Source organism: Allokutzneria sp. A3M-2-11 16 (assembly GCF_024213555.1).
GTDB lineage: Bacteria > Actinomycetota > Actinomycetes > Mycobacteriales > Pseudonocardiaceae > Allokutzneria.
Genome location: NZ_JANAVO010000001.1, coordinates 601,978 through 626,649, shown reverse-complemented (window position 1 = coordinate 626,649; position 24,672 = coordinate 601,978). Strand labels below are relative to the sequence as shown.

At 69.3% G+C, this 24,672-nt stretch carries 25 protein-coding genes; 16 read left to right on the top strand and 9 right to left on the bottom strand.

Annotated elements, in window-relative coordinates; all coding sequences use genetic code 11:
* Window positions 1-6 precede the first annotated feature (6 nt).
* The 4 genes from ehuB to ehuA are packed head-to-tail and all read left to right on the top strand — an operon-like array spanning window position 7 to window position 3,173.
* Window positions 7-963: an ectoine/hydroxyectoine ABC transporter substrate-binding protein EhuB gene (gene ehuB / locus NLX83_RS03140; protein ID WP_374118636.1), complete on the top strand. Its 957-nt coding sequence runs from the start codon at window positions 7-9 to the stop codon at window positions 961-963.
* A gap of 12 nt (window positions 964-975) precedes the next feature.
* On the top strand, window positions 976-1,668 hold the full coding sequence (gene ehuC, locus NLX83_RS03135) for an ectoine/hydroxyectoine ABC transporter permease subunit EhuC (RefSeq protein WP_254233349.1): 693 nt from the start codon (window positions 976-978) through the stop codon (window positions 1,666-1,668).
* Complete coding sequence (gene ehuD / locus NLX83_RS03130; protein ID WP_254233348.1) at window positions 1,665-2,330, top strand: ectoine/hydroxyectoine ABC transporter permease subunit EhuD; 666 nt, start codon at window positions 1,665-1,667, stop codon at window positions 2,328-2,330. Before ehuC ends, ehuD begins: the two co-directional genes overlap by 4 nt.
* A gap of 27 nt (window positions 2,331-2,357) precedes the next feature.
* On the top strand, window positions 2,358-3,173 hold the full coding sequence (gene ehuA, locus NLX83_RS03125) for an ectoine/hydroxyectoine ABC transporter ATP-binding protein EhuA (protein WP_254233347.1): 816 nt from the start codon (window positions 2,358-2,360) through the stop codon (window positions 3,171-3,173).
* 6 nt (window positions 3,174-3,179) lie between these two features.
* Here ehuA and NLX83_RS03120 read toward each other — a convergent pair whose 3' ends face one another.
* Entirely contained in the window at window positions 3,180-3,596 is a 417-nt protein-coding gene (locus NLX83_RS03120) for a nuclear transport factor 2 family protein (RefSeq protein WP_254233346.1), read from the bottom strand.
* Window positions 3,597-3,638: 42 nt separating this feature from the next.
* Entirely contained in the window at window positions 3,639-4,184 is a 546-nt protein-coding gene (locus tag NLX83_RS03115) for a cysteine hydrolase family protein (protein ID WP_254233345.1), read from the bottom strand.
* 72 nt (window positions 4,185-4,256) lie between these two features.
* Between NLX83_RS03115 and NLX83_RS03110 the strand changes: the two genes are divergently transcribed.
* Complete coding sequence (locus NLX83_RS03110) at window positions 4,257-5,210, top strand: GlxA family transcriptional regulator (RefSeq protein WP_254233344.1); 954 nt, start codon at window positions 4,257-4,259, stop codon at window positions 5,208-5,210.
* A gap of 155 nt (window positions 5,211-5,365) precedes the next feature.
* Here NLX83_RS03110 and NLX83_RS03105 read toward each other — a convergent pair whose 3' ends face one another.
* Window positions 5,366-5,995, bottom strand: a complete 630-nt coding sequence (locus NLX83_RS03105; protein WP_254233343.1) for a LysE family translocator — start codon at window positions 5,993-5,995, stop codon at window positions 5,366-5,368.
* Between the two features lie 36 nt (window positions 5,996-6,031).
* Here NLX83_RS03105 and NLX83_RS03100 point away from each other — a divergent pair, with 36 nt between their 5' ends.
* Together NLX83_RS03100 and NLX83_RS03095 are read left to right on the top strand one after the other, a co-directional pair.
* Entirely contained in the window at window positions 6,032-6,805 is a 774-nt protein-coding gene (locus NLX83_RS03100) for an enoyl-CoA hydratase-related protein (protein ID WP_254233342.1), read from the top strand.
* 9 nt (window positions 6,806-6,814) lie between these two features.
* A complete protein-coding gene (locus NLX83_RS03095) occupies window positions 6,815-8,338 on the top strand; it encodes a succinic semialdehyde dehydrogenase (protein ID WP_254233341.1) in 1,524 nt (507 codons plus the stop codon).
* Here NLX83_RS03095 and NLX83_RS03090 read toward each other — a convergent pair.
* Both NLX83_RS03090 and NLX83_RS03085 read right to left on the bottom strand, forming a co-directional pair.
* Window positions 8,335-9,720, bottom strand: coding sequence for an amidase (locus NLX83_RS03090; protein ID WP_254233340.1), 1,386 nt, complete (start codon window positions 9,718-9,720; stop codon window positions 8,335-8,337). The genes NLX83_RS03095 and NLX83_RS03090 overlap by 4 nt on opposite strands.
* An 8-nt stretch (window positions 9,721-9,728) precedes the next feature.
* Complete coding sequence (locus NLX83_RS03085) at window positions 9,729-10,646, bottom strand: D-2-hydroxyacid dehydrogenase (protein ID WP_254236058.1); 918 nt, start codon at window positions 10,644-10,646, stop codon at window positions 9,729-9,731.
* A gap of 139 nt (window positions 10,647-10,785) precedes the next feature.
* Between NLX83_RS03085 and NLX83_RS03080 the strand changes: the two genes are divergently transcribed.
* The 3 genes from NLX83_RS03080 to NLX83_RS03070 are packed head-to-tail and all read left to right on the top strand — an operon-like array spanning window position 10,786 to window position 12,962.
* Complete coding sequence (locus NLX83_RS03080; RefSeq protein WP_254233339.1) at window positions 10,786-11,526, top strand: maleate cis-trans isomerase family protein; 741 nt, start codon at window positions 10,786-10,788, stop codon at window positions 11,524-11,526.
* 30 nt (window positions 11,527-11,556) lie between these two features.
* Window positions 11,557-12,276 carry a maleate cis-trans isomerase family protein gene (locus NLX83_RS03075; RefSeq protein ID WP_254233338.1) on the top strand — a complete coding sequence of 240 codons (720 nt, stop codon included), beginning with the start codon at window positions 11,557-11,559 and terminating at the stop codon, window positions 12,274-12,276.
* A complete protein-coding gene (locus NLX83_RS03070) occupies window positions 12,276-12,962 on the top strand; it encodes a GntR family transcriptional regulator (RefSeq protein WP_254233337.1) in 687 nt (228 codons plus the stop codon). The genes NLX83_RS03075 and NLX83_RS03070 overlap by 1 nt, the downstream gene beginning before the upstream one ends.
* Window positions 12,963-13,091: 129 nt before the next feature.
* On the opposite strand, the gene NLX83_RS03065 is transcribed toward NLX83_RS03070, so the two are convergent.
* A complete protein-coding gene (locus NLX83_RS03065; protein ID WP_254233336.1) occupies window positions 13,092-13,592 on the bottom strand; it encodes a DUF3830 family protein in 501 nt (166 codons plus the stop codon).
* An 11-nt stretch (window positions 13,593-13,603) separates the two neighbouring features.
* A complete protein-coding gene (locus NLX83_RS03060) occupies window positions 13,604-14,872 on the bottom strand; it encodes an aspartate aminotransferase family protein (protein ID WP_254233335.1) in 1,269 nt (422 codons plus the stop codon).
* Between the two features lie 97 nt (window positions 14,873-14,969).
* On the opposite strand from NLX83_RS03060, the gene NLX83_RS03055 reads away from it, so the two are divergent.
* On the top strand, window positions 14,970-16,433 hold the full coding sequence (locus tag NLX83_RS03055) for an NAD-dependent succinate-semialdehyde dehydrogenase (RefSeq protein ID WP_254233334.1): 1,464 nt from the start codon (window positions 14,970-14,972) through the stop codon (window positions 16,431-16,433).
* Window positions 16,430-17,494 carry a tartrate dehydrogenase gene (locus tag NLX83_RS03050; protein ID WP_254233333.1) on the top strand — a complete coding sequence of 355 codons (1,065 nt, stop codon included), beginning with the start codon at window positions 16,430-16,432 and terminating at the stop codon, window positions 17,492-17,494. Before NLX83_RS03055 ends, NLX83_RS03050 begins: the two co-directional genes overlap by 4 nt.
* A gap of 213 nt (window positions 17,495-17,707) precedes the next feature.
* On the opposite strand, the gene NLX83_RS03045 is transcribed toward NLX83_RS03050, so the two are convergent.
* Together NLX83_RS03045 and NLX83_RS03040 are read right to left on the bottom strand one after the other, a co-directional pair.
* Window positions 17,708-18,250, bottom strand: coding sequence for an NUDIX domain-containing protein (locus NLX83_RS03045; RefSeq protein ID WP_441296807.1), 543 nt, complete (start codon window positions 18,248-18,250; stop codon window positions 17,708-17,710).
* Window positions 18,228-19,652, bottom strand: a complete 1,425-nt coding sequence (locus NLX83_RS03040; protein ID WP_254236057.1) for an amino acid permease — start codon at window positions 19,650-19,652, stop codon at window positions 18,228-18,230. The genes NLX83_RS03045 and NLX83_RS03040 overlap by 23 nt, the downstream gene beginning before the upstream one ends.
* Window positions 19,653-19,767: 115 nt before the next feature.
* Between NLX83_RS03040 and nucS the strand changes: the two genes are divergently transcribed.
* The 4 genes from nucS (at window position 19,768) to NLX83_RS03020 (ending at window position 24,662) form a co-directional block, all read left to right on the top strand.
* The gene (nucS, locus tag NLX83_RS03035; protein ID WP_254233331.1) at window positions 19,768-20,427 is read left to right on the top strand and encodes an endonuclease NucS; all 660 of its coding nucleotides are present in this window, start codon (window positions 19,768-19,770) and stop codon (window positions 20,425-20,427) included.
* 87 nt (window positions 20,428-20,514) lie between these two features.
* The gene (locus tag NLX83_RS03030) at window positions 20,515-21,192 is read left to right on the top strand and encodes a hypothetical protein (protein ID WP_254233330.1); all 678 of its coding nucleotides are present in this window, start codon (window positions 20,515-20,517) and stop codon (window positions 21,190-21,192) included.
* The gene (locus NLX83_RS03025; protein WP_254233329.1) at window positions 21,189-22,778 is read left to right on the top strand and encodes a hypothetical protein; all 1,590 of its coding nucleotides are present in this window, start codon (window positions 21,189-21,191) and stop codon (window positions 22,776-22,778) included. Before NLX83_RS03030 ends, NLX83_RS03025 begins: the two co-directional genes overlap by 4 nt.
* A 198-nt stretch (window positions 22,779-22,976) precedes the next feature.
* Complete coding sequence (locus tag NLX83_RS03020) at window positions 22,977-24,662, top strand: sodium:solute symporter family protein (RefSeq protein ID WP_254236056.1); 1,686 nt, start codon at window positions 22,977-22,979, stop codon at window positions 24,660-24,662.
* Window positions 24,663-24,672: the final 10 nt, after the last annotated feature.

Here is a 24,672-nt window from a genome sequence, read left to right as displayed (position 1 = left end):
CCCCGTGTGGCGCCGCACCTACCGTTCGCCGGGTTCTGTTGCCGAGGCAAGGAGTCGCCCCTCGTGTGTGCCGCGCACGTCTCCAGACGGAACTTCCTCATGGGCACTGCGGCCGGCGCGCTCGGGATGGCCGTTTCCTCTTGCAGCACAGTCGATCTGACCGCGCAGGAGGCGGGCGGCGACCTGCTCAGCCGGATTCGCGACCGCGGTGAGGTCAACATCGGGATCGCCAACGAGGCCCCGTACGGCTTCGTCGACCGGGCCGGACGGATCACCGGCGAAGCGCCCGAGCTGGCGCGGATCGTCTTCCAGCGCTTGGGTGTCGAGCGGATGAACCCGCGGATCACCGACTTCGGCGCGCTGATCCCGGCGCTCCAGGTCGGCGTGTTCGACGTCATCGCCGCGGGCATGTTCGTCACCCCCGCGCGGTGCGAGCAGATCCTGTTCTCCGATCCGGAGTACCAGGCGCCCGAGTCGCTGATGGTGCCGAAGGGCAACCCCAAGGGGATCAGGACCCTCGACGACATCGTTGCCAGGAAAGACATTCGCGTTGGTCTGCTCACCGGCAGCGCGAACATCAGCTACGCGACCGATCTCGGCCTGATGGACCGCGCGGTCATCTTCGACAGCGTCTTCAGCGGGTTGGACGGCATCCTCGCCAACCGCGCGGACGCCTTCTCGCTGACCGCGATCTCCTTGCGGGACGCCCTTTCCAAGCGTCCGGACGCACCGCTGGAGCTGACCCCGACCTACGTCCCGGTGATCGGCGGCAAGCGCAAGCTCGGCTGCGGCGCGTTCGGTTTCCGGCGTGACCAGAGGATTTTCCGGGACGCGTTCAACGTCGAGCTCAACCTCATGCGGGCCAACGGTGAGCTGCTGTCGACGGTGCGCCCGTTCGGCTTCACCGAGTCCGAGATGACCACCCTGACCGCCACCGAGCTGTGCACCGACACCAGCTCTTGAGTTGAGGTGATCATGTCTCCCCAGCTTTTCGCCTACCTGCTAGAGGGTTTGCTGACCACGTTGCAGCTCACCATCGGAGCGGCGGCGCTCGGCCTGGTGTTCTCCTTCGCGGCGGGCATCGCGACGTGCAGCCCGAACATCGTGGTGCGCGGGGCGGGCCGGTGCTACATCGAGCTCTTCCGCGGGATCTCCGCGCTGGTGCTGCTGTTCTGGTTCGTCTTCGCGCTGCCCTACGCGGGCTGGCAGCTCGACCCGATGTGGGCGGGCATCCTCGCGCTGGCGCTGAACATCGGCGCGTACGGGGCGGAGGTCGTGCGCGGCGGCATCGTCGCGGTCCCGGTCGCGCAGATCGAGGCAGCGGTCGCGCTGAACTTCACCAGGGCCCAGCGGATGCGTCTTGTCGTTCTGCCGCAGGCGATCGCGCGCATGCTGCCGCCGTTCGGCAACCTGCTCATCGAGCTGCTGAAGGGCACGTCGGTCGCGTACATCGTGCTGATCCCCGACCTGACCTTCGCCGGGCAGATCGTGCGCAACGCCACCGGCGACTCCGCGTCGGTGTTCACCGCGCTGCTGATCCTGTACGCGGTCCTCGCGGTGATCTTCACGACCATCGTGCGACTGATCGAGCGCCGCGTGGCGAAATCCCTTGGCAGACCGCCTACTCCGGGATTCTTCGCGCGCATCAAGGGGGTGAAGTCCGCATGACGTGGGACTGGGGCTACGCCTGGGAAACCCTGCCGCAGCTGCTCGACGGGCTCGGTGTGACCGTGCTCGCGACGCTGGCCGGTACCGCGATCGCGTTGGTGCTGGGCCTGATCTTCACCGTGCTGCGGCGGAGCTCGTCGCGGTGGATCGCCATCCCCACCGAGATCCTTGTCGAGTTCATCCGCTCGACCCCGTTGCTGGTGCAGCTGTTCGTGCTGTTCTTCGTGCTGCCGCAGGCCGGGATCGAGCTGTCCGCCTTCATGACCGGTGTGATCGGGCTCGGCCTGCACTACGCCACCTACACCTCGGAGGTGTACCGCTCCGGCATCGAGGGCGTGCCCGCCGGGCAGTGGGAGGCGGCGAAGGCGCTCAACCTGCCCGCGCGGCGGGTGTGGACGAGCGTCATCCTGCCGCAGGCGGTGCCGCCGTCGATCCCGGCGCTGGGCAACTACGCGATCGCGATGTTCAAGGAGACCCCGCAGCTCACCGTGATCACGGTGATGGAGCTGCTCTCCGTCGCCAGGCAGCTCGGCGCGGAGAACTACCGCTACCTGGAGCCGGTCACCATCATCGGCGTGCTCTTCCTGGCGCTGAGCCTGCCGACCGCGTGGCTGGTGCGCCGGATGGAGCGACGCCTGGTTCCCGCTCCCCGGCCCGTGTGACCCTTGCTAGGAAAGGACCTCAAGCTCATGAGTCAGTCGGCAACAGAGGCGGCCCTGACCTCGCGCAAGGACGGGCAGTTCATCCACTTCGACAAGGTGACCAAGCGCTTCGGTGACAACGTGGTGCTCAACGACCTCTGCTTCGCGATGGGCGCGGGGGAGCGGGTCACGCTGATCGGGCCGAGCGGTTCCGGCAAGACCACGATCCTGCGGATGCTGATGACGCTGATGCAGCCGGACACCGGCACCATCCGCGTTGGCGAGGACTACCTCCACCACGAGGAGCGCGGCGGGCGGCTGGTGGAGGCGAGCGAGGCGCACATCCGCAAGGTGCGCCAGCGCATCACCATGGTTTTCCAGTCCTTCAACCTCTTCCCGAACATGCGGGTGCTGCGCAACGTCACCGAGGCGCCCGTGCACGTGCTCGGACTGTCCAAAGAGGAGGCCGAGGAGCGCGCGCTCGGCCTGCTGGCGATGGTGGGCCTGGATCACAAGATCGACTCGTATCCCTCGCAGCTCTCCGGCGGCCAGCAGCAGCGGGTGGCGATCGCCCGCGCGCTGGCGATGCAGCCGGACGTGCTGCTGCTGGACGAGGTGACCTCGGCGCTGGACCCGGAGCTGGCCGCCGGGGTGCTCGACGTGCTGCGCGATGTCGCCAAGACCACCGACGTCACCATGCTGTGCGTGACCCACGCGATGAAGTTCGCCAGGGACATCTCGCACCGCGTGCTGATGTTCTGCGAGGGCAAGATCATCGAGGCCGCGCCGCCGGAGCAGATGTTCGACTCGCCCGAACACGAGCGGACGCGGTCGTTCCTGCAGTCCGTGCTGGAGGAGTCCTAGGACTTCTCAGCGCTGGAACGCCTGTGCCACGGCGAGGCTGTCCTCGTAGACGTGGTGCCGCGTGACCAGTCCGTCCTCGACCGTGAGGTGCAGGGCGAAGCGGGCTCGGTAGGCCCGCCCGGTGGACTTCGCGGTCTGCCGGATCTCGCCCAGCACCACGGCGTCGTCGCCGTCGACGAGGATGCGTTCGATCTCCGTCGCGGCTTCGCCGGGCACGTGGTTCTCGCCGATCTCGCGGAAGTGAGCGGCCGCGTCGGCGCGCGTGGACCTGTGCCGGATCCACGGGGTTTCGGCGCGCCCGTGCTCCGACTCGGGCCAGTCGAGTTTCCAATCGCCTTGTGGCGCATAGAGTTCCGCGATCCGCTCGGGGTCGCCCTCGCCGATCCGCCGCAGCAGTTCCATCACCGTCTCGCGTGTTGACATGCCTCATTTCTAGTCGGTCGAGCGCGCCGAATCGATTACCTCTCAGGTAAGGACGGCGCGCGTGCTGGTCACCTCGGCGAAGTTGTCGTGCAGGTTCACCGCGACCACGCGGGCGATCTCGTCCGCCGTGACGACCGATCCGTCCTGCGCGGTCTCGTCGAAGGTGAAGGTGGCGTCGAGGACGTACTTGATCTCGTAGCCGAGGTCCCCGCCGACGCGCGTCGTGGTCTCCACGCAGCGGTTGGTCTGGATGCCGCAGGTGACGAGCTCGGTGATGCCGCGTTCTTGGAGCCACGCGTGCAGGTCCTCCTCGCCGTGGAAGGCGGAGTGCACGCTCTTGTTGATCACGAGCTGCGGCGTGATGCCGTCGAGTTCGGGTTTGAACTCGTTGCCCTCCTGGCCGGGGCGCAGCGGCGAATCGGGCCTTTTCGAGTTGTGCCGCACGAAGACGATCGGTGCGCCGTCGCGCTGCCACGCCTCGATGAGCAGGCGGATGTTCGCCTCGGCGTCAGGGTTGTTGCGCTTGCCCCAGAACTCGGCGTCGTCGAACCCGCGCTGCACGTCGATCACGATCAGAGCTGTTGTCATGCCGTGGAGCCTGCCCGTCGGGTGTGCGCGGAAGGGAGTGGCAGAACTGGCACGAAGGAGTACTTTCCTGCCATGCGCACTGTCGGACTGCTCGCCCTGCCGGACACCCGGTCCTTCGATGTCGCCGTGACCGCCGAGGTGTGGAGCGTCGATATGCCCCTGGCAAATATCGCTGCCTCCGGAGGGCCCTTCGAGCTGCGGATCTGCGCGCCCCGCAAGGCTTCCGTGGCCCTGCGCCCTGTCGGGGCACTTGTGCCCACCCATGGGTTGAGCGGTCTGGCGGACTGCGATCTGGTCGTGCTGCCGGGCCGTTATGAGCCGCTTGCGCCTGTGCCGCAGTCGGTGATCCGCGCGCTCCGTGCGTATGACGGTGTGATCGCGACGTTGTGCTCCGGCGCATTCACCGCCGCCGCGGCTGGGCTGCTCGACGGTCGGCCCGCGACGACGCACTGGCGGTTGCTGCCGCAGCTGGCCGTCGCGGCTCCGCGCGCGGAGATCCGCGGCGATGTGCTCTTCACCGATGACGGCACGGTGCTGACGTCGGCGGGAGTGGTCGGCGGAGTGGATCTCTGCCTGCACCTGGTGCGGCGGGCGCTGGGGGCTTCGGTGGCGACCGCGCTCGCCCGCCGGTTGGTCATGCCGCCCGCGCGCGAAGGTGATCAGCGCCAGTACATCGACGCACCCGTGCCGCCGCGTCCGGCCCAGGCGGGCATTGGGTCCACAGTGGACTGGGCGAGCGCCCGCCTGGAGTCGCCGCTCGGAGTGGGTGACCTGGCCGCACACGCGGGGATGAGCGAGCGGAACTTCCACCGGGCGTTCACCTCGGCGATGGGCACCACGCCGGGGAAGTGGCTACTGGCACAACGGATTCGCCACGCCCAACGCCTGCTGGAGACCACCGACCTGTCCGTCGACCGCGTGGCCGACCGTTGCGGCCTCGGCACCGCCGCGAACCTCCGCCGCCGCATGCACTCCGCCCTCGGTGTGACCCCCGGCGCGTACCGCCGCACCTTCCACACCCCGTAGCACTCCGCCGAGGTTCGTACGTCTTCAAGTACAGCGAACCCGGCCCACGAAAGTCGCTAACTGCTACTAACCCCGGGGTTAGTAGCGGTTTGCGACCGCTGGGGGGTGGGTTGGGGGTACTTGAAGACGCCCCAACCACCCGGCGGAAATGTGGGTCAGTCGAGGGCCACGCGGAGGCCGAGGGCGACGAGGACCGCGCCGGTGAGGCGTTCGAGGGTGAGCTTGACGCGCGGGCGGGAGAGGGTACGGCCCAGCTTGCCGATGAGGACGGAGAAGACGGTCCACCACGCGACGGCGAGGGCCAGGAAGACGGCGGCCAGTACCGCGGAGGTCGCCATGCGGGACTCGCCCGCGGCCACGAACTGCGGCAGCAGGGTCAGGAACAGCAGGGCGATCTTGGGGTTGAGGATGTTGCTCAGCACGCCCTGGCGGAAGGCGGCGTCGCGCGCCATCGGCTCCTTGACGGCATCCGTCAAGGACGCCGGAGCGTCCCGCAGGCCGTGCCGGGCCGCCCAGAGCGCCTGCACGCCGAGCCACACCAGGTAGGCCGCGCCCGCGAGCTTCACCACGGTGAACGCGGTCGCCGACGCCGCCAGGAGCGCGGAGAGACCGACCACCGCCGCGAGCGCGTGCACCGCGATGCCCGCGCAGCAGCCGAGCCCGGTCCACCACGCCGCGGCCGTACCGCCGCGCACCCCGTTGCGCAGCACGAGGGCCATGTCGGGACCGGGTGTGACCGTCAGCACAACAACGACGGCCAAAAAGGGGATGAGTAAGTCCGGCACCTCGTCAGGCTAACTCCGCGGCGCTACGGTCGGGCCATGGTCGAGTACCGGAATCTCCTCGTCGATCGTGCGGACGACATCGTTCGGATCACGATGAATCGGCCGGAGCGCCGCAACGCCCTCTCCGCCGAGCACCTGACCGAGCTGCTGACCGCGTTCCGCGCGGCGGGGGAGTCCGACGCGACCGGGGTGGTGCTCGCCGGGACGGGCAAGGTCTTCTCCGCCGGGCACGACTTCGCGGACGTGGCCGCGCGCGACCTCGACGGCGTGCGCGAGCTGCTGGAGCTGTGCACCGAGGTGATGCGCACCGTCCAGTCGATCCCGCAGGTGGTGATCGCGCGGGTGCACGCGCTGGCCACGGCTGCCGGGTGCCAGCTCGTCGCGTCCTGCGATCTGGCCGTCGCGGCCGCCTCGGCCGGGTTCGCGCTGCCTGGTGGGAAGGCCGGGTGGTTCTGCCACACGCCCGCCGTTCCGGTTGCCCGCGCCATCGGCCGCAAGCGCCTGATGGAGCTGGCGTTGACCGGCAATCCGATCGACGCCGCGACCGCCGAGCAGTGGGGCTTGATCAACCGCGTGGTGCCGGACGAGGAGCTGGACTCCGCCGTCGACGACCTGCTGGCGCGGGCGACGCGGGGGAGCCGGGCGAGCAAGGCCGCGGGCAAGCGGACGCTCTACGCGCAGCTCGACCGGCCGGAAGCGGACGCGTACGAGATCGCGCTCGAAGCCATGGCGGCGGCCTCGCAGACGCCGGGCGCCAAGGAGGGCATGGCCGCGTTCCTGGAGAAGCGCAAGCCGTCCTGGCCTGACTAGGAGGCCGACATGTTCAGCATCGACAAGACCATCGTCCTGTCGTCGTCGGGGGCCACCACGCCCGTGGTCACCCCGCTCACCGGGGGACCGTTCGCGGCGCTTCCCGTGTCCACTGTGGACGACGTGGCCGAGGCGTACGCGCGAGCGGCGGCGGCGCAGCACGAATGGTGCGCCGTTCCACCGAAGGAACGCGGTCAGGTACTGCTGCGGTTCCACGATCTGCTGCTCTCCCGGCAAGCGGAGGCCCTGGACACCATCCAGTACGCGACCGGGAAAACCCGCTGGCACGCCTTCGAGGAGCTGTCCGGGACCGCGGTCGGAGCGCGCTACTACGGCAGGCGAGCCGAACGGATATTGGCCTGCGCCAGGCGTTCCGGCTTCCTGCCCGGGGTGATCCGAGTCGACGAGGTGCGGCGGCCCAAGGGCGTAATCGGGATCATCTCGCCGTGGAACTACCCGCTCGAACTCGGGCTCTCCGACGGGCTCGCCGCCGTGGTCGCGGGCAACGGTGTCGTGCACAAGCCGGATGTCCAGGGCGCGTTGACCGCGCTGTGGGGAGTCGGCCTGCTGCGTGAAGCCGGTCTGCCGGAGGACCTGTGGCAGGTGGTCGTCGGCGACGGTCCCACGATCGGTGGTGCGGTGGTCGACGGAGCGGACTACGTCTGCTTCACCGGCTCCACGCGCACCGGGCGCGAGGTGGCCAAGCGCGCGGCGGAGCGGCTCGTCGGCGTGTCGTTGGAGCTGGGCGGGAAGAACGCGTTGCTCGTGCTCGACGACGCCAAGCCGGACAAGGCCGCGGAGATCGCCGTCCGCGCGTGCTTCACCTCCGCGGGGCAGCTGTGCGTCTCGACGGAGCGGCTGTACGTGCACGACTCCGTGCACGACGAGTTCATGGAGTCCTTCCTCCGGCGGGTCCGGCACATGCGGCTCGGCGTCGGTCTGGACTGGTCGGCGGAGATGGGTTCCCTTGCCTCCCAACGCCAACTCGACGTCGTCTCGGAGCACGTGCGCGACGCCGTCGAGAAGGGCGCGCGGGTGCTCGCCGGTGGTCGGCGGCGTCCTGACGTCGGTCCGTACTGCTACGAGCCGACCGTGCTGGCGGGGGTCACCGAGGACATGACGTGCTTCGGCGAGGAGACCTTCGGGCCGGTCGTCTCGGTGTACCGATGCTCCACTGTGGACGAAGCCGTGCACCGCGCCAACGACACCCGTTACGGCCTCAACGCGAGTGTGCTGAGCGGGAATGTCCGAAGTGGACGCGTCGTCGCCGCGCGGCTGAACTCCGGGTCGGTCAACGTGAACGAGGGCTACGCGTCGAGCTACGGCAGCGTGGACGCGCCGATGGGCGGGATCGGTGACTCCGGCATCGGCAGGCGGCACGGTGTCGAAGGGCTGCTCCGCTTCACCGAGGCGCAGACCATCGCCAGCCAACGCGGCGTCGGCCTGGGCCGTCCTCCGCTGACCAGCTTCCGAACGTTGGCACGCGGATACACGTTGCTGCTCAAGCTCTTTCGCGCGCTCGGCAAGTCCTAGCGGGCCGGGACAACCTCCTCGACCAGGCGCGCGACGGCGAGCACGAGGTCGTCGGAGTGCCGCGGCCCGACGATCTGCAGGCCCACGGGCAGTCCGGCGGCGGTGCGGCCGACGGGCATGCTGATGGCGGGCTGCTGGGTCATGTTGAACGGATAGGTGAACGGCGTCCAGTCCGGCCAGCTCCGCATGTCGCTGCCAGGGGGCACGTCCGCGCCCGCCTCGAAGGCGGTGATCGGCATGGTCGGCGTGATCAGCACGTCGTGCCTGGAGTGGAACTCGCCCATGGTGATGCCGAGGGCGGCGCGTTCGGCGTTCGCGCCGAGGTAGTCGCTGGCGGTGTACGTCCCGCCCTGCTCCCACAGCAGCCGCAGTCCGGGGTCGAGCTGGTCGGCGGAGCCCGCGGGGAAGGTGTCCAGCCACTTCGCGGCGCCGGTGGACCACAGCACCCAGAACGCTTCCTTCGGGTCCTGGAAACCGGGGTCGGCCTCGTCGACGTGCAGCCCGGCCTCGTCGATCGCGCGCACCGCTGCCGCCACGATCTGCGCGACCTCGGGGTCCACGTCGACGTAGCCGAGGTTCGGCGAGAACGCCGCGCGCAGTCCGCGGACATCGCGCCGCACGGCCTCGCGGTAGGTGCCGACGAGCTGCGGAAGTGCCGCGGGGTCACGGTGATCGGGGAGTGCGAGCACGTCCTGGAGCAGCGCGATGTCGTCGACGGACAGCGCCATCGGGCCTGCGTGCGACAGCGGCCCGAAGGGGCTCGCGGGGTACAGCGGGATGCGGCCGTGGGTCGGCTTGAAACCGACGATCCCGCAGAACGACGCGGGAATCCGCACCGAGCCACCGCCGTCGGTGCCCACCGACAGCGCGCCCATGCCCGCCGCCACCGCCGCGGCACTGCCGCCGCTGGAGCCGCCCGCGGTTTTCGTTGCGTTCCAAGGGTTTCTGGTGACACCGCGCAGCGGGCTGTCGGTGACGCCCTTCCACCCGAGCTCGGGGGTGGTGGTCTTGCCCAGCAGCACCAGGCCGTTCTCCCGCATCCGCGCGGTGACCGGGCTGTCCACCACCCACGGCTGTTCCGGGTCGATGCAGCGCGAACCGCGCAGCGTCGGCCAGCCGACGCTGAGGAACATGTCCTTGATCGACGCGGGGACGCCGTCCAGCCAGCCGATCGGGTTGCCGTCGTGCCACCGCTGCTCGGACGCCTTGGCCTGCTCCATCGCGGCTTCGGCGTCGACCAGGCAGTAGGCGTTGTAGTCGCCGTCCTTGCGCTCGACGGCGTCCAGGGCGGACCGGGTCGCCTCCACCGGCGAGAGCTCTCCGGAGGAGTAGGCGGCGGCCAGTTCGCTCGCCGTCGGCAGGCTGCTCGTGTTCGGGGCCATGACCCTCCTCAGCGTGTGCTCGGCACGTAGCCCAGCTGCTTGTCGACGACATTACGAAGATCACGATCGGCCCGCCACCGCCGAAAGTTGTCCGCGAACACCTCGACCAGCGCGTCCCGCCAGCCGACGAAGTCGCCGGACATGTGCGGTGAGACAAGGACGTTCTCCATGGTCCACAGTGGACTGTCAGGGGGCAGCGGCTCGGTCTCGAACACGTCGAGCGCGGCGCCCGCGATCACCCTGTCGCGCAGCGCGTCGACGAGATCGGAGGTCACCACCAGCTCACCGCGCCCCACGTTGACCAACCGCGCCGTCGAGCGCATCGCGTCGAACGCGCGGGAGTCGAACATCCCCTTGGTGTGCTCGGTCAGCGGCGCCACCGCGATCACGAAGTCCGCGTCGGGCAGGTGCTCGACGAGCCGGTCCGCCGCGTGCACGGTGCCGAAGTCCGGGTCGTCCGCGCGGGCGCGGCGGCCGATCCCGGTCACCTCCAGCCCGACCGCGCGGAGGAGTCCGGCGATGGCCCTGCCGATCGGGCCGGTGCCGACGACGAGCGCACGTTTGCCGGTCAGCCGCTCAGATTCCCTGTGCAGCCATCGTTTCTGGCTCTGGAGTTCGGCCGAACGAGCGAAATCCTTGGCGAAAGCGAGCAGCACGCCGAGCACGTACTCGGCGATCGGCCGGTCGAAAACCCCGCGCGAGTTGGTCAGCACGACCTCGCTGTCCCTGAGCCCGGGGAAGAGCACCGGGTCCACCCCTGCGCTGGCGATATGCACCCAGCGGAGCCGGTCGGCGGCGTGCCACGCACCCGGGACGGCCTTGGACAGGAAGTCGTAGACGAACAGCACGTCCGCGCCGCGCAGTGCCTCCGCCAGGCCGTCCTCGCGGGTGTAACGAACCACCGCGTCGGCCTCGATGCCCTGCATGCCGGGCGGCGTTCTGCCGTCGTGCAGAACCGTGAGCACTGGGGTTTCGGGCACGTTGACACGCTATGAGTCGTTCGTATGATTGTCAACAATCCGAGGAGTCACCCCGGAGGCCACTCCTCACCCTGGGAGCCCAGCCTTGGATTTGGATCTCTTGGAGTTCGACGGACCGCTCGCCCAGCGCGGGATCGGCGTGATCGCCCCGTTCGACCTGGCGCTGGAGCGGGAGCTGTGGCGGTGGGTGCCGATGGAGGTCTCCCTGCACCTGGCCCGCACCCCGTACGAGCCGGTGCCGGTCAGCATGGAGATGGCCAGGCTGGTCAGCAACAGCGCCCACCTCGCCGCGGCCACCAGGGACGTGCTGCACGTCGAACCCGAGGTCGTCGCCTACCTGTGCACCTCCGGCAGCTTCGTCAACGGCGTGGACTACGAGCGCTCGCTGTGCAAGGCGATCTGCGACGCGGGCGCCCCGGACGCCGTGACCACCTCGGGCGCGCTCGCGGAGGTGCTGCAACAGCTGGACCTGCGGTCGGTCTCGGTGATCACCCCGTACGACGAGGACCTGACGAAGAGCCTGCAGTCGTTCCTCACCGAGCTGGGCGTGCGCACGGTCTCCAGCGACTACCTCGGGCTCGGCGGCGGCATCTGGAAGGTCGGCTACCGCACCATCGCCGAACGCATCCTCGCCGCGAACCACCCCGAGGCCGAGGCGATCTTCGTCAGCTGCACCAACCTGCCCACCTACGACCTGATCGAGCCGCTGGAGCGCAGGCTCGGCAAGCCGGTGCTGACCGCCAACCAGCTGACCATGTGGGCCTGCCTGCAACGGATGCGGCTGCCCATCGTGGGGCCGGGAGGCTGGCTCCGCGAAGTCACTTAGGATTGTCGACAACCTGTTGGAGGACCCGCGATGCCGACGATCGGCTTCATCTACCCCGACCACGCGGTGGAGGACGAGTACCCGTTCGCGGCGGAGCTGCTCGGCGGCGACGTGCGGCTCCCGGTCGAGCACATCTACGGCACGGACCTGCACGCGGTGCCCGAGCTGCTGGACCTCGGCAGCCCGGAACGGCTCGCCGAGGGCGCGCGGCTGCTCGGCAAGCACGAGCCCGACGCGGTGGTGTGGGCGTGCACCAGCGGGAGCTTCGTCTACCGGTGGGACGGCGCCGCCGACCAGGTCGCGAAACTGGCCGCGGCGGCGGGGAAACCGGCTTCCAGCACGTCTTTCGCGTTCGTCAACGCGGCACTGGTGCTTGGGCTCCGCAAGGTATCCGTCGCCGCGAGCTACCCGGCCGACGTGGCCGCGTTCTTCATGGAGTTCCTCGGCGCGGGCGGGATCGAGGTCGTGTCCATGGCGAGCGCGGACATCGACACCGCCGCCGAGGTCGGCAGGCTGAGCCCGGCGGCGGTGATCGAGTTCGCGGTGGCGCACGACCACCCCGACGCCGACGCGGTCCTGGTGCCGGACACCGCGATGCGCACGCTCGACGTGGTCGACGAGATCGAGAAGCGGCTCGGCAAGCCCGTGCTGACCGCGAACCAGGTGACAGTGTGGGAGGGCCTGCGGCTGGTCGGCGCGCACCCCAGGACCGACGCACTCGGCACACTCTTCCGCACAGGAGGTGCGTGATGGCGCTGCCGGACATCGAACCGGTCAGCCGGGAGTCCACCGCCGAGATCATCGCGCGGCAGCTCCGCGACGCGATCATGTACGGCTCCCTGCCGCCCGGCACACAACTCGGTGAGACCGAGCTGGCGTCCCGGTTCCAGGTCTCCCGCGGACCGCTGCGCGAGGCGATGCAGCGGCTGGTCTCCGAGGGCCTGCTGCGCGCGGAACGGCACCGCGGGCTGTTCGTGATCGACCTGGGCCCCACCGACGTCTACGACATCTACTCGGCGCGGTCGGCGATCGAGCGCGCCGCGGTCATCCGCATCATGCGCGGCGACAACCGGGAGATCGCCGCTGCGGCACTGGACGAGACCGTGCGCGCGATGGCGGCCGCCGCCGATGACGACGACCCGACCGCGCTGTCGGACGCCGACCTGAAGTTCCACGAGGCGCTGATCGCCGCCTCCGGCAGCCCGCGGCTGATCCGGATGGCGCGGACGCTGCTGATCGAGACGCGGATGTGCCTCGCCGAGCTACAGCGCACCTACCAGGCCGTCGAGGAACGCGTCGGCGAGCACAACCAGATCATCCAGGCGATCCGCTCCGGCGACGAGGCGCTCGTCCTCTCCTTGCTGGAGGCGCACATGGAGGACGCCGTCCAACGCCTCGCCCCCGGCACGAGCCTCCACGCCACCGCAGCTCCCTAACGCCCTGAATGAGTCATTGAGGTACTTGAGTGCCCTGAATGAGTCATTGAGGGCACTGAACTCCCCCAATGACTCATTCAGGGCCTTCTAACGCACCAAACGCGTCATTGGCTGGGTGCGGAGCAGGGGTTAGTCGGCGCGGGCGAAGGAGAGGGTTTCGCCTTCGACACCGCGCAGCCACAGGTCCTGGGAGGCGGCGGCGATCTCGTCGAGGCCCTCCTCGATGGTGGCGAAGACGTTGCCGGGCACCCAGCCCGCGTCGCCGTTGATCAGCAGGTTGTTGCGGCCGTAGAAGATCGCCAGATCGGTGGCGCCCTGATCGCTGTGCGCCTCGCTGGCCTCCTCGTAGCCGTAGGCCGGGTTGCCGATCTCCCACGCCTCGAAGCCGAAGTACACGACATCGCCGGGAATCGGCGTCACGGTGGGGTTTTCCCGGCCGGGCTTGGGGTTCGCGAACGGCGGGACCAACGTGTACACCTCGTTGCGGGCGTACTTGGCGTGGTAGGCCGACCCGCTCTGCGGCAGCGCGTCCCACACGGCCTTGCAGGTGCGCGGCGCCTCCGCGTCGAGCAGGCGGGCGCGGCAGGACACCCCGCGCTTGTCCAGGGTGATGGTGATGTAGCGAGCCACTTCGAATCCCCTCAGCTCTTCGTGACGGACGCGGTGACGGACGCGACGGCCTCGGCCCAGATCTCCAGGCCCTCGTCGATCTGCTCGGCGGTGACGATCAGCGGCGGGATCATCCGCACCACGTTCATGTGCGCGCCGCAGGTCAGCAACAGCAACCCGCGCTCGGCCGCTGCCTTCTGCGCCGCCTGAGCGGTGGCGTTGTCGGGCTCGCCGTCGGCGGTGGTGAACTCGGAGCCCACCAGCAGCCCCAACCCGCGCACGTCACCGATCTGCGGCGTCTTGTCCGCGATCAACCGCGCGCCCGCGAGCAGCTGCTCACCCCGCGCGGCCGCGTTCTCGACCAGTCCCTCGTCCTTGATCACGCTGAGCGTTTCCGCCGCCGCGGCGCAGGAAACCGCGTTGCCGCCGTAGGTTCCGCCCTGCGAGCCGGGCCAGGCCTTGCTCATCAGCTCGGTCGAGGCCGCGATGCCGGAGAGCGGGAATCCGCTCGCGAGGCCCTTCGCGATCACCACGATGTCCGGCCGCACGTCGAAGTGGTCGTGCCCCCAGAACTTCCCGGTGCGGCCGAACCCGGTCTGCACCTCGTCGAGCACCAGCAGGATGCCGTGCCGGTCGGCGCGCTCGCGCAGCCCCGCGAAGAACTCGGTGTTCGCGGGCACGTAGCCGCCTTCGCCGAGCACCGGCTCGATGAAGAACGCGGCGGTCTCGTTCGGCGCGGTGACCGTGGCGAAGAGGTAGTCCAGCTCGCGCAGCGCGAACTTCGTCGCGGTCTCGACGTCCCACCCGTAGCGGTAGGCGTTGGGGAAGGGCGCCACGTGCACTCCGCCCATCAACGGCGAGAAGCCCGCGCTGAACCGCGTCCCGGAGGTGGTCATGGTCGCCGCGGCCACCGTCCTGCCGTGGAAACCCCCTTGGAACACAACGACATTCGGGCGCCCGGTGGCCTGGCGCGCCAGCCGCAGCGCCGCCTCGATGCCCTCGCTGCCGGAGTTGGAGAAGAACAGCGAGTCCAGGCCGGGCGGCAGCACCTCGCCCAGCTTCTCGGTGAGGTCGAGCATCGGCTTGTGCATCACGGTCGTGTACTGGCCGTGGATCAGCTTGCCGATCTGCTCCTGGGCGGCGGCGACCACGCGCGGGTGGCAGTGCCCGGTGCTGGTCACGCCGATGCCCGCGGTGAAGTCGAGGTTGCGCCTGCCGGTGGTGTCGTAGAGGTAGACGCCCTCACCGCGATCGACGACGACCGGGGTTGCCTGCTTGAGCACCGGGGAAAGCTTGGCCATGAACACTCCTGACGAACGAGGGGTGTTGTAGATTGTCGACAATATTCGTAGCATGGGGTGCGCACCGACGCAATGAACGCCATCGGCGAGGAGCGGGATGTCTGAGATCAGCGAGAGCGGCGTGGTCGACGCGGTCGCGAAGGAGCTGTTCATCGGCGGCAAGTGGGTCGCGGCCAAGGACGGGAAGACCTTCGCCGTGCTCGATCCCTCGACGGGACAACGGCTCTGCGACGTCGCCGACGCCTCCCCGGCGGACGGCAGGGCGGCGCTGGACGCGGCCGTGGCCGCACAGCCCGGCTTCGCCGCGATGCCGCCGCGCGAACGCGGGGAGATCCTGCGCCGCGCCTACGAGATCCTCTTGGCGCGCAACGAAGAACTCGCGTTGCTGATGACGCTGGAGATGGGCAAGCCGCTGGCCGAGGCGCGCGGCGAGGTCGCCTACGCCGCCGAGTTCTTCCGCTGGTTCGCCGAGGAGGCCGTGCGCGTCGACGGCGGCTATGCCGTGGCGCCCAACGGAAGCGGCCGTTTCCTCGTCACCAAGCAGCCGGTCGGACCGACCCTGTTGATCACGCCGTGGAACTTCCCGATGGCCATGGGCGGGCGCAAGATCGGCCCGGCGATCGCGGCGGGCTGCACCACGGTGATCAAGCCCGCGGCGCAGACCCCGCTGTCCATGCTCGCCCTCGCGGGCATCCTGACCGAGGCGGGCCTGCCCGACGGCGTGCTCAACGTGATCACCACGAAGGACGCGGGCGGGGTGATGGAGCCGCTGATCCGCGACGGCCGCGCGCGCAAGCTCTCCTTCACCGGATCGACCGGTGTCGGCCGCAAACTCCTTGAGCAGTGCGCGGAAAAGGTACTGCGCACGTCGATGGAACTCGGCGGCAACGCGCCGTTCCTGGTCTTCGACGACGCCGACCTCGACGCCGCGGTGGACGGCGCGATGCAGGCCAAGATGCGCAACATCGGCGAGGCGTGCACGGCGGCGAACCGGTTCTACGTGCAGCGCGGGGTCTACGACGAGTTCGCGCGCAGGCTGACCGAGCGCATGGCGTCGCTGAAGATGGGCCGTGGCACGGAGAACGACGTCGTGGTCGGTCCGCTGATCGACGACGCCGCGGTGCGCAAGGTCAGCGAGCTGGTCAAGGACGCGGTCGACCGTGGCGCGAAGGTGCTCACCGGAGGGTCCGAAGTGGACGGTCCGGGAAACTTCTACCCGGCGACCGTCCTCACCGACGTTCCACGCGACGCGCGGATGTCCGACGAGGAGATTTTCGGCCCTGTGGCGCCGATTTCCGTCTTCGACACCGAGGACGAGGCGCTCGCCGCGGCCAACGACACGGAGTACGGACTCGTCTCCTACCTCTACACCAGCGATGTGAAGCGCGCGCTCCGCGTCTCGGAACGGCTTGAGGCCGGGATGATCGGCCTGAACCAGGGCATCGTGTCCAACCCGGCGGCGCCGTTCGGCGGGATCAAGCAGTCCGGTCTCGGCCGCGAGGGTGGAACCGTTGGCATCGAAGAGTTCCTGGAGACCAAGTACATCGCGGTGAGCCTGTGAAGACCTACGAGATCGCCTCGATCCCCGGCGACGGCATCGGCGTCGACGTCACGGTCGAGGCCCGCAGGGTGCTCGACCGGGCCGCCTCATCGTCCGGCTTCCGTCTACAGTGGACGGAGTTCGACTGGAGCTGCGAGCGCTACGCGAAGACCGGCGCGATGATGCCGGAGGACGGGATCGAGCAGCTTTCGCGCTTCGACGGGATCTTCCTCGGCGCGGTCGGCTTCCCCGGTGTCCCGGACCACGTTTCCCTGTGGGGACTGCTGATCCCGGTTCGCAGGGCCTTCGCCCAGTACGTCAACCTGCGCCCGGTCCGGCTGCTCCCCGGAACGTCGTCGGTGCTGCACGGCCGCTCCGCGGAAGAGCTGGAGATGGTGATCGTCCGGGAGAACTCCGAGGGCGAGTACTCCGCCATCGGCGGCCGCCACAACGCCGGTCAGCCTGGCGAGTTCGTGCTCCAGGAGTCGGTGTTCACCCGCGTCGGCGTGGAACGGATCATCCGCTACGCCTTCGAGTTGGCGCGCGAGCGCGGCGGCGGGCTCTGTTCCGCGACCAAGTCCAACGGCCTGATCCACTCCATGCCGTACTGGGACGAGATCTTCGCCGAGATCGCCGCGGAGTACCCGGACGTCAAGAGCGAGCAGTGCCACGTGGACGCGTTGGCGGCGCGGATGGTCCAGCACCCGGAGCGGCTGGACGTGGTCGTGGCGTCCAACCTCTTCGGCGACATCCTCAGCGACCTCGCGGCGGCGGTGACCGGCGGCCTCGGCATGGCCCCGTCCGGCAACATCAACCCGCCCGGCGAGCACCCGTCGATGTTCGAGGCGGTGCACGGCAGCGCTCCCGACATCGCGGGCCAGGGCATCGCCAACCCGGTCGCCCAGGTCCTCGCGGGCGCGATGATGCTGGAGCACCTGGGAGAAACCGTTGCGGCACAAGCGGTTCGCGCCGCCGTCGATACGGTTCTCGCCGCGGGCGAGGTGGCCACCCCGGACCTCGGCGGCACCTCGACCACCGAAGAGCTGGGCACCGCGATCATGCGGGCCGTGCGCGCCGGATGACGAGATCCCCCGTGGCAGGCGAGGGTGGCTTTCGCCCGCTCCGGGGAACCCCCCGATTCCAGCATCACCCGTGACGCGAACGAACGCCAAGCTGCCAGTACGCCCTGGGCGGATATCCACTCACCCGCAGCGGCCGCTTGTGGACCCAATGTGGCATTTGTTTCGCTAGACGTAACGAATGCCACATTGGGTACGTTGGCGGCCGCGGGTGGCTCAGGCGTCCACGGAGTTCCGCTCGTGCAGGAGCAGGAGGGTGTAGGCGGCCAGTGACTGCGCGTCGGTGATCTCGCCCTTGGCGATCATCGCCTCGAACTCGGCGCGGGTGAACCACGCGGTGCGCATGTCCTGCTCCTCGTGCTCGCGCTCCGGCTCGCCCTGTTCCAGTTCGGTCGCCAGGAAGACGCGGCCGCGCTGGCTGGACATGCCGGGCGCCACGTCGAGCAGGCCGAGGTCGGTCATCCTCCCCGCGCGCAGACCGGTCTCCTCGCGCAGCTCCCGCGCGGCCAGCTCGCCGGGCTCGCTCTCGGCCCGCTCCGGAGCGGTGCCCTGCGGGAACTCCCACCGGCGCAGGTTGAGGGCGTAGCGGTACTGCTCGACCAGGTGCAGCCGGTCCCCGTCCAGCGGGACGACCAGCGCGTACTGGGGCTTGTCCACCACGCCGTAGATCCCGCGCGACCCGTCCGCGCGGAGGATGCCGTCCTCGCGAACGGTCATCCACGCGTTGGCGTAAACCTCACGACTGTCCAGCTTCTGCACGGTCTCCATGCTGCCAGTCGTTCAGCCGCGACCTGTGCACGCCGTACAGGAAGTACACGCCGAGCCCGACGACCGTCCAGATCGCGAACGCCAGCCAGGTCTGCGACTTGAGCCCGGCCACGAGCAGCACGCACAGGCCGAGCCCGATGATCGGGGTGATCGGCATCAGCGGGGCGCGGAAGCTGCGCGGCAGGTCCGGCTTGGTCCGGCGGAGCACCAGCACACCGATGTTGACCAGGGCGAACGCCACCAGGGTGCCGATGCTGGTCGCCTCGGCGAGCTGACCGAGCGGGACGAACGCGGCCAGCGCCGCCACCAGGCCGCCGACCACCAGGGTGTTGGCCGTGGGCACTTTGCGCTTGCCGACCTTGGCGAACATCGAGGGCACCAGCCCGTCGCGGGACATCGCCACCAGCACCCGCGTCTGTCCATAGAGGACGGTCAGGACGACGGAGGCGATCGCGATCACCGCGCCGAAGGCCAGCACTGTCGACGGCCAGCCCGCTCCCGTGACCTCGCGCATCACCGCGGACAGCGTCGCCTCCTGGCCGCCGAGCGCGTCCGAGCCGACCGCCCCGACCGCGGTGATCGCCACCAATACGTACATGGCGGTCACGATGCCCAGCGAGATCACGATCGCCCTCGGCAGGTCGCGCTGCGGGTTGCGGGCCTCCTCGCCCGCCGTGGACGCGGCGTCGAAGCCGATGAAGGAGAAGAACACCGCCGACGCCCCACCGGTGATCCCGGCGATCCCCGCGGGCGCGAACGGCGCCATGTTGTCGGAGTTGAACGCGGTCACCGTGACGGCGACGAAGAAGACCAGCACCAGCAGCTTCAGCACGGTCGTCACCGTGGTCACCAGCGCGCTCTCCCTGGCGCCGCCGACGAGCACGAGCGTGGCCAGCAGCACCACGACCGCCGCGGGCAGGTCCATGATCCCGCCCGCCGCGGGGGAGCTGGCCAGCGCGTCGGGGATGCGCAGCCCGATCGCGGAGTGCAGGAACTCGTTGAGGTAACCGCCCCAGCCGACCGCGACGGCCGCGACGGAAACCCCGTACTCCAACAACAAGCACCATCCGCACAGCCATGCGACGAACTCGCCCATGGTCGCGTAGGAGTAGGAGTACGCCGAGCCGGAGACCGGGACCGCGCCCGCGAGCTCCGCGTAGGACAGGGCCGAGAACAGCGCCGCGAGCGCCGCCAGGACGAAGGACAGCACCACCGCGGGGCCCGCCTGGGGTGCCGCCTCGCCGAGGACCACGAAGATCCCGGTTCCCAGGGTCGCGCCGACCGACAGCGCGATCAGCGGGACCAGACCGAGACTGCGTTTGAGCTGCGTGTTGGCGCCCTCTTCGGTGATCCGTTCGACGGGCTTGGTCCGCAACAGCGACTGGAGCGTCAGCGACACGAGCGGGGACGCTACTCGCACCGCCGACCCGCCCAGGAACCTCGTCGAAGATCCTGATCCGCCCTCACCCGCGCGCACGGCCGCCGTGGCGGCCCGTAGCCTCTTCGCCGTGCGTCTGGTCATCGCTCGTTGCCAGGTCGACTACGTCGGCCGCCTCACCGCCCACCTGCCCATGGCTCAGCGCCTTCTGCTGATCAAGGCGGACGGCTCGGTCTCGATCCACTCCGACGACCGCGCGTTCAAGCCGCTGAACTGGATGAGCCCGCCCTGCTGGCTGATCGAGGACCCCGGCACCTGGGTGGTGCAGAACAAGGCCGGTGAGAAGCTGGTGATCACCGTCGAGGAGGTGCTGCACGACTCCAAGCACGAGCTGGGCCCCGAGCCCGGCCTGCGCAAGGACGGGGTCGAGGCGCACCTGCAGGAGCTGCTGGCCGAGCACGTCACCACCCTCGGGGACGGCTGGACGCTGGTCCGGCGCGAGTTCCCCACGGCGATCGGCCCGGTCGACCTGATGTGCCGGGACGCCACCGGGTCCAGCGTCGCTGTGGAGATCAAGCGGCGCGGGGAGATCGACGGCGTCGAGCAGCTGACCCGCTACCTGGAGCTGCTCAACCGCGATCCGCTGCTCGCCCCTGTCCGCGGGATCTTCGCGGCGCAGCTCATCAAACCCCAGGCCAGGGTGCTCGCTGAGGATCGCGGCATCGAGTGCGTCACCCTCGACTACGACGCGCTGCGCGGCATCGAACCGGACGAGTTCCGCCTCTTCTAGGCAGATGCCGGGCGCCGGTGTTCCAACAGGGAGCACCGGCGGCTGTTCGGCGACTACGTTCCCGCCAGAGAGAGTTCTGGGGGGAACATGCTCGTGATCTCGTTCGCCGCCCTGCTGGAAGAAGCTGGGCGAAACGGCGTCTACAACCGAGGCGGCAACATCACCCGCCTCGACCTGTTGTTCACCAAGGAAAACCTCGCGCACGTCCGGGAGCACGCGAAGGCGTTCTGCTTCCTGGCCTTCGACGGTGCGAAGGACGCGGCGGTCGCGGACTACGTCAGCGGTGACAGTTCGCTGCCAGACGACAGCGGTCCCGACGTGATGGTGCTGTTCACGCTGAACCAGTTCGCGCCGCTGGCCATCCCGGTGCCCAAGGCGGGCACGGAGATCACGGTCGGCACGCACCCGGTGCACGCGATGGTGCGGATGCTCTTCGAGGGCAAACGGCGGCCCGCCCTGCCCGGCCTGGTGGTCTTCGACGACCTCGCCGAGGCGGCTGAGGCGGTCTACCTGCCGCTTGATCACCTCGACACCGAGGACGAGGTCCGCAGGCACCTGCGCCGGGTGTTCTCCGACATCGAGTTCGTCGCCAACGGCGCCAAGCCGAAGAAGTTCCTCGACGACCTGTGCGTGCAGCTCCATCGCGAAGGCCTGGTGTACGAGCGCACCGGTCGGCGCTCCATCCGCGAGTGGATGCTGAAGAGCGTCGAGCTGGCCAAGGAGCACAAGGGCGACATCGTCAGCGCGACGGGGCTGTTCGTGTGAGCGGGCGGTTGCTCGCGACGCGACCGGTTCCCGGACTCGAACCGGTCGTGGACGTGCTCGAAGCCCTCTTCGAGGAGGTCCAGCTCGCGGGGCGGTTGCAGGAGCTGGACGGCCGCCCCGTGCGGCGGTACCCGGAGTACCAGCTGCGCCGGGAGAAGGTGCTCCTCGTGCTGTGCTCCACGTTGGAGGAGGTGGCCGGGCTGCGCTTCGCCGGGCGGCTGCCGTTCCGGGGCAACACCCCGGACTTCGTTGAGGGAGTCAGGCCGCTCGGCGGCTACACCCGCTCCGATGGCGGGACCATGCCGAGCGAGTGGGTCATGGACTTCTTCCAGCACTGGACGATCAGCCGCCAGTTCGACGACGTGCACCAGGAGTTCCTGCGACGGGCGGGCATCACCGTGCCGGAAGGGAGCGAGCAGGACTTCGCCAAGCTGAGCTTCCTCAACAACGAGGCTTCGTGGTTGCTCAAGGGCGCGCTCTGGCACGTCGCGCACGGTGAGCACGAAGATCACGTCCGCGCCGCGGTCGAGTACGTCGTGGACATGGCGGAAGCCGGGCAGACGGTGAACCAGACCGCGACCTCCTGGGTGCTGGAAAGACTGCTCGCCGCAGGCTGCCTCGCCGAGGACGCGCGGGGGTTTCTCGCCCACTTCTCGGAGCGGGCCCTGACATCGCGGAGAGACTGGACGACGTTCGTCGATCTTGAAGACGAGTGGGCGCCGGTGGAACTGCACCGCAGAGTCCAGCCCACGCTCAGCTGGCTGGTGCGCCGCGTGCAGGCGACCTTGGAACCTGTGCGCCAGGCCGATTCCTTCGATGCCTGGTATTCCGCGCTCACCGTCGCGCACGAGGTACTCGTGCCGGTGCGCTGGGCGCTGGAGCGGGCCTTTGACCGCCTCCCGCTCGCGCTGCGCACGATCGTCACGCAGTACGAGGAGATCCGCGTCGACTTCTCCCTGCTGATCAGTCGTGCCGGTTGGGGCAGCGACTGGGAGATGTGGCTGTACAACCAGCAGGACCTGCGGGACACCTATCGGGCGCGCGGTGACGCGAGCGGGGACCGCTTCGCCGTGGAACGGATGCTCGTGCCCCGTGAGCTGCTGGACTGCTCCAACGGCACCAGTCAGCCGGGGAAGCCGCTGCCGCACGCGTTCCGGCAACCCGGGTGGCGCACGGCGACCGCCTGTTTCGGGAGCATGCCCGCGCTGCTCCGGCTCAGCCCGGATCGCCGCAAGGTCGAGCGGGTGACCTCGGAGGACATCGCCGACGCGTTCGTCGACACCGTGCGACGCGCGAAGGTCGCATCCCACGGCGCCGGGCCGGTTCTGGAGATGCTGGAACGGTATCCGTGGACGGATGCCGTCTATCACCTGCTCGCCGAGGTCCACGAGCGCGATGGAGACCACGAGGCGGCGCTCGCGGCTCGTACCGCCGCACTGGTGCTGTTGCCGGAGGACGGTCGCGGCTGGCGCTCGCTCGCGGACTCGCTGGAGCGCGCGGGGCGCACCGAGGCGGCGCGGATCGTGCTGGAGGTCTGCGCCGAAGTGCACGCGCGCGGGGACACCCTCACCAAGCCCTGGAACTGAGCGCCGTTCATCTCTTCGGAGGGCTGTGCGCCCGCGCGGAGTCGGCTACTGTCCCGGAATTAGTGGTCGGTCGCAACAAATTCGACACGTGGGCGAAGTTGAGTGTTCATTTGCGGCTTCCCGTGCGGTAGCGTGCGCGCCGTTGCGATCGTGGTGATTGCTGTTCGAATGTGTTGACTTGGGAGGTAGGGCGGCGTGATCGAACTCGCCAAGTCGTCGGAGCCCCTGCTCGATGCGAGCTGGCTGGACTACACGCTGCTCGGCGTGTACTTCGTGCTGGTGCTCGGTATCGGGTTCCTGGCCCGGCGCTCCGTGTCCAGCAGCCTGGACTTCCTGCTCTCCGGGCGGTCACTGCCCGCGTGGGTGACAGGTCTGGCCTTCATCTCGGCCAACCTGGGAGCGCTGGAACTGCTCGGCATGACCGCCAACGGCGCGCAGCACGGCATCGCGACCGTGCACTACTACTGGATCGGCGCCATCCCGGCCATGGTCTTCCTCGGCCTGGTGATGATGCCGTTCTACTACGGCTCGAAGGTGCGCAGCGTTCCCGAGTTCCTGCGCCGCCGGTTCGGTCCGGGCGCGCACCTGGTGAACGCGCTGAGCTTCGCCGTGGCCCAGGTGCTGATCGCGGGTGTGAACCTGTTCGCGCTGGCGCTGATCATGAACGCGCTGCTCGGCTGGTCCATCTCGGTGTCCATCGTGATCGCCGCGGCGGTCGTGCTGGCCTACACCACCCTCGGCGGCCTCTCGGCGGCGATCTACAACGAGGTGCTGCAGTTCTTCGTGATCGTGGCGGCGCTGCTGCCGCTGACCATCATCGGTCTCACCAAGGTCGGCGGCTGGCAGGGCCTGGTCGACAAGGTCAGCGCGAGCGTCGGTGGCCCCGAGCAGCTCTCCGCATGGCCCGCCACCGGCCTGACCGGTATCGCCGACGCCACCCTGAGCGTGATCGGCCTGGTCTTCGGTCTCGGCTTCGTGCTCTCCTTCGGCTACTGGACGACGAACTTCGCCGAGGTGCAGCGCGCCATGTCGGCCAAGAGCATGTCCGCGGCCAAGCGCACCCCGATCATCGGCGCCTACCCGAAGGTGCTGATCCCGGCCGTCATCGTGATCCCCGGCATGATCGCCGCGGTCGCGGTCCCGGAGATCACCGCGCTGAAGCAGGGCGCGGGGGCCGAAGGGGTCGAGTACAACCACGCGATCATGTACTTGATGCGGGACCTGCTGCCCAACGGCTTCCTCGGCGTCGCGCTCGCCGGTCTGCTCGCGTCCTTCATGGCCGGTGTCGCGGCCAACGTCAGCTCCTTCAACACGGTCTTCACCTACGACCTGTGGCAGAGCTACGTGCGCAAGGACCGGCCGGACGAGTACTACCTGCGCGTCGGCCGCCTCGCGACCGTCGGCGGCATGGTGGTGGCGATCTTCACCGCGCTCATCGCCTCCGGCTACGGCAACATCATGGACTACATCCAGACGCTGTTCTCGTTCTTCAACGCGCCGCTGTTCGCCACGTTCATCCTGGCGATGTTCTGGAAGCGGATGACCCCGGCGGCGGGCTGGATCGGCCTGGTCGCGGGCACGCTCGCCGCGGTCGCGGTGGACCGGCTGGTCGCCGCCGAGGTGCTCAGCCTGACCGGCCAGGGCCCGGCGTTCGTCGGCGCGGGCGCGGCGTTCGTGGTGGACATCCTGGTCAGTGTCGCGGTCTCGCTGGTCACCAAGCCGAAGCCGGACAAGGAACTGGTCGGCCTGGTCTACAGCCTCACGCCGAAGGCGGACCGCGCGCACTCGGTCACCGGTGAGGACGCCGGGTGGTACCGCTCGCCCGCCGTGCTCGGCGCCGGGGTGCTCGGGCTGACCGTCGTGCTGAGCCTGTTGTTCATCTGAGCCGGAGGAG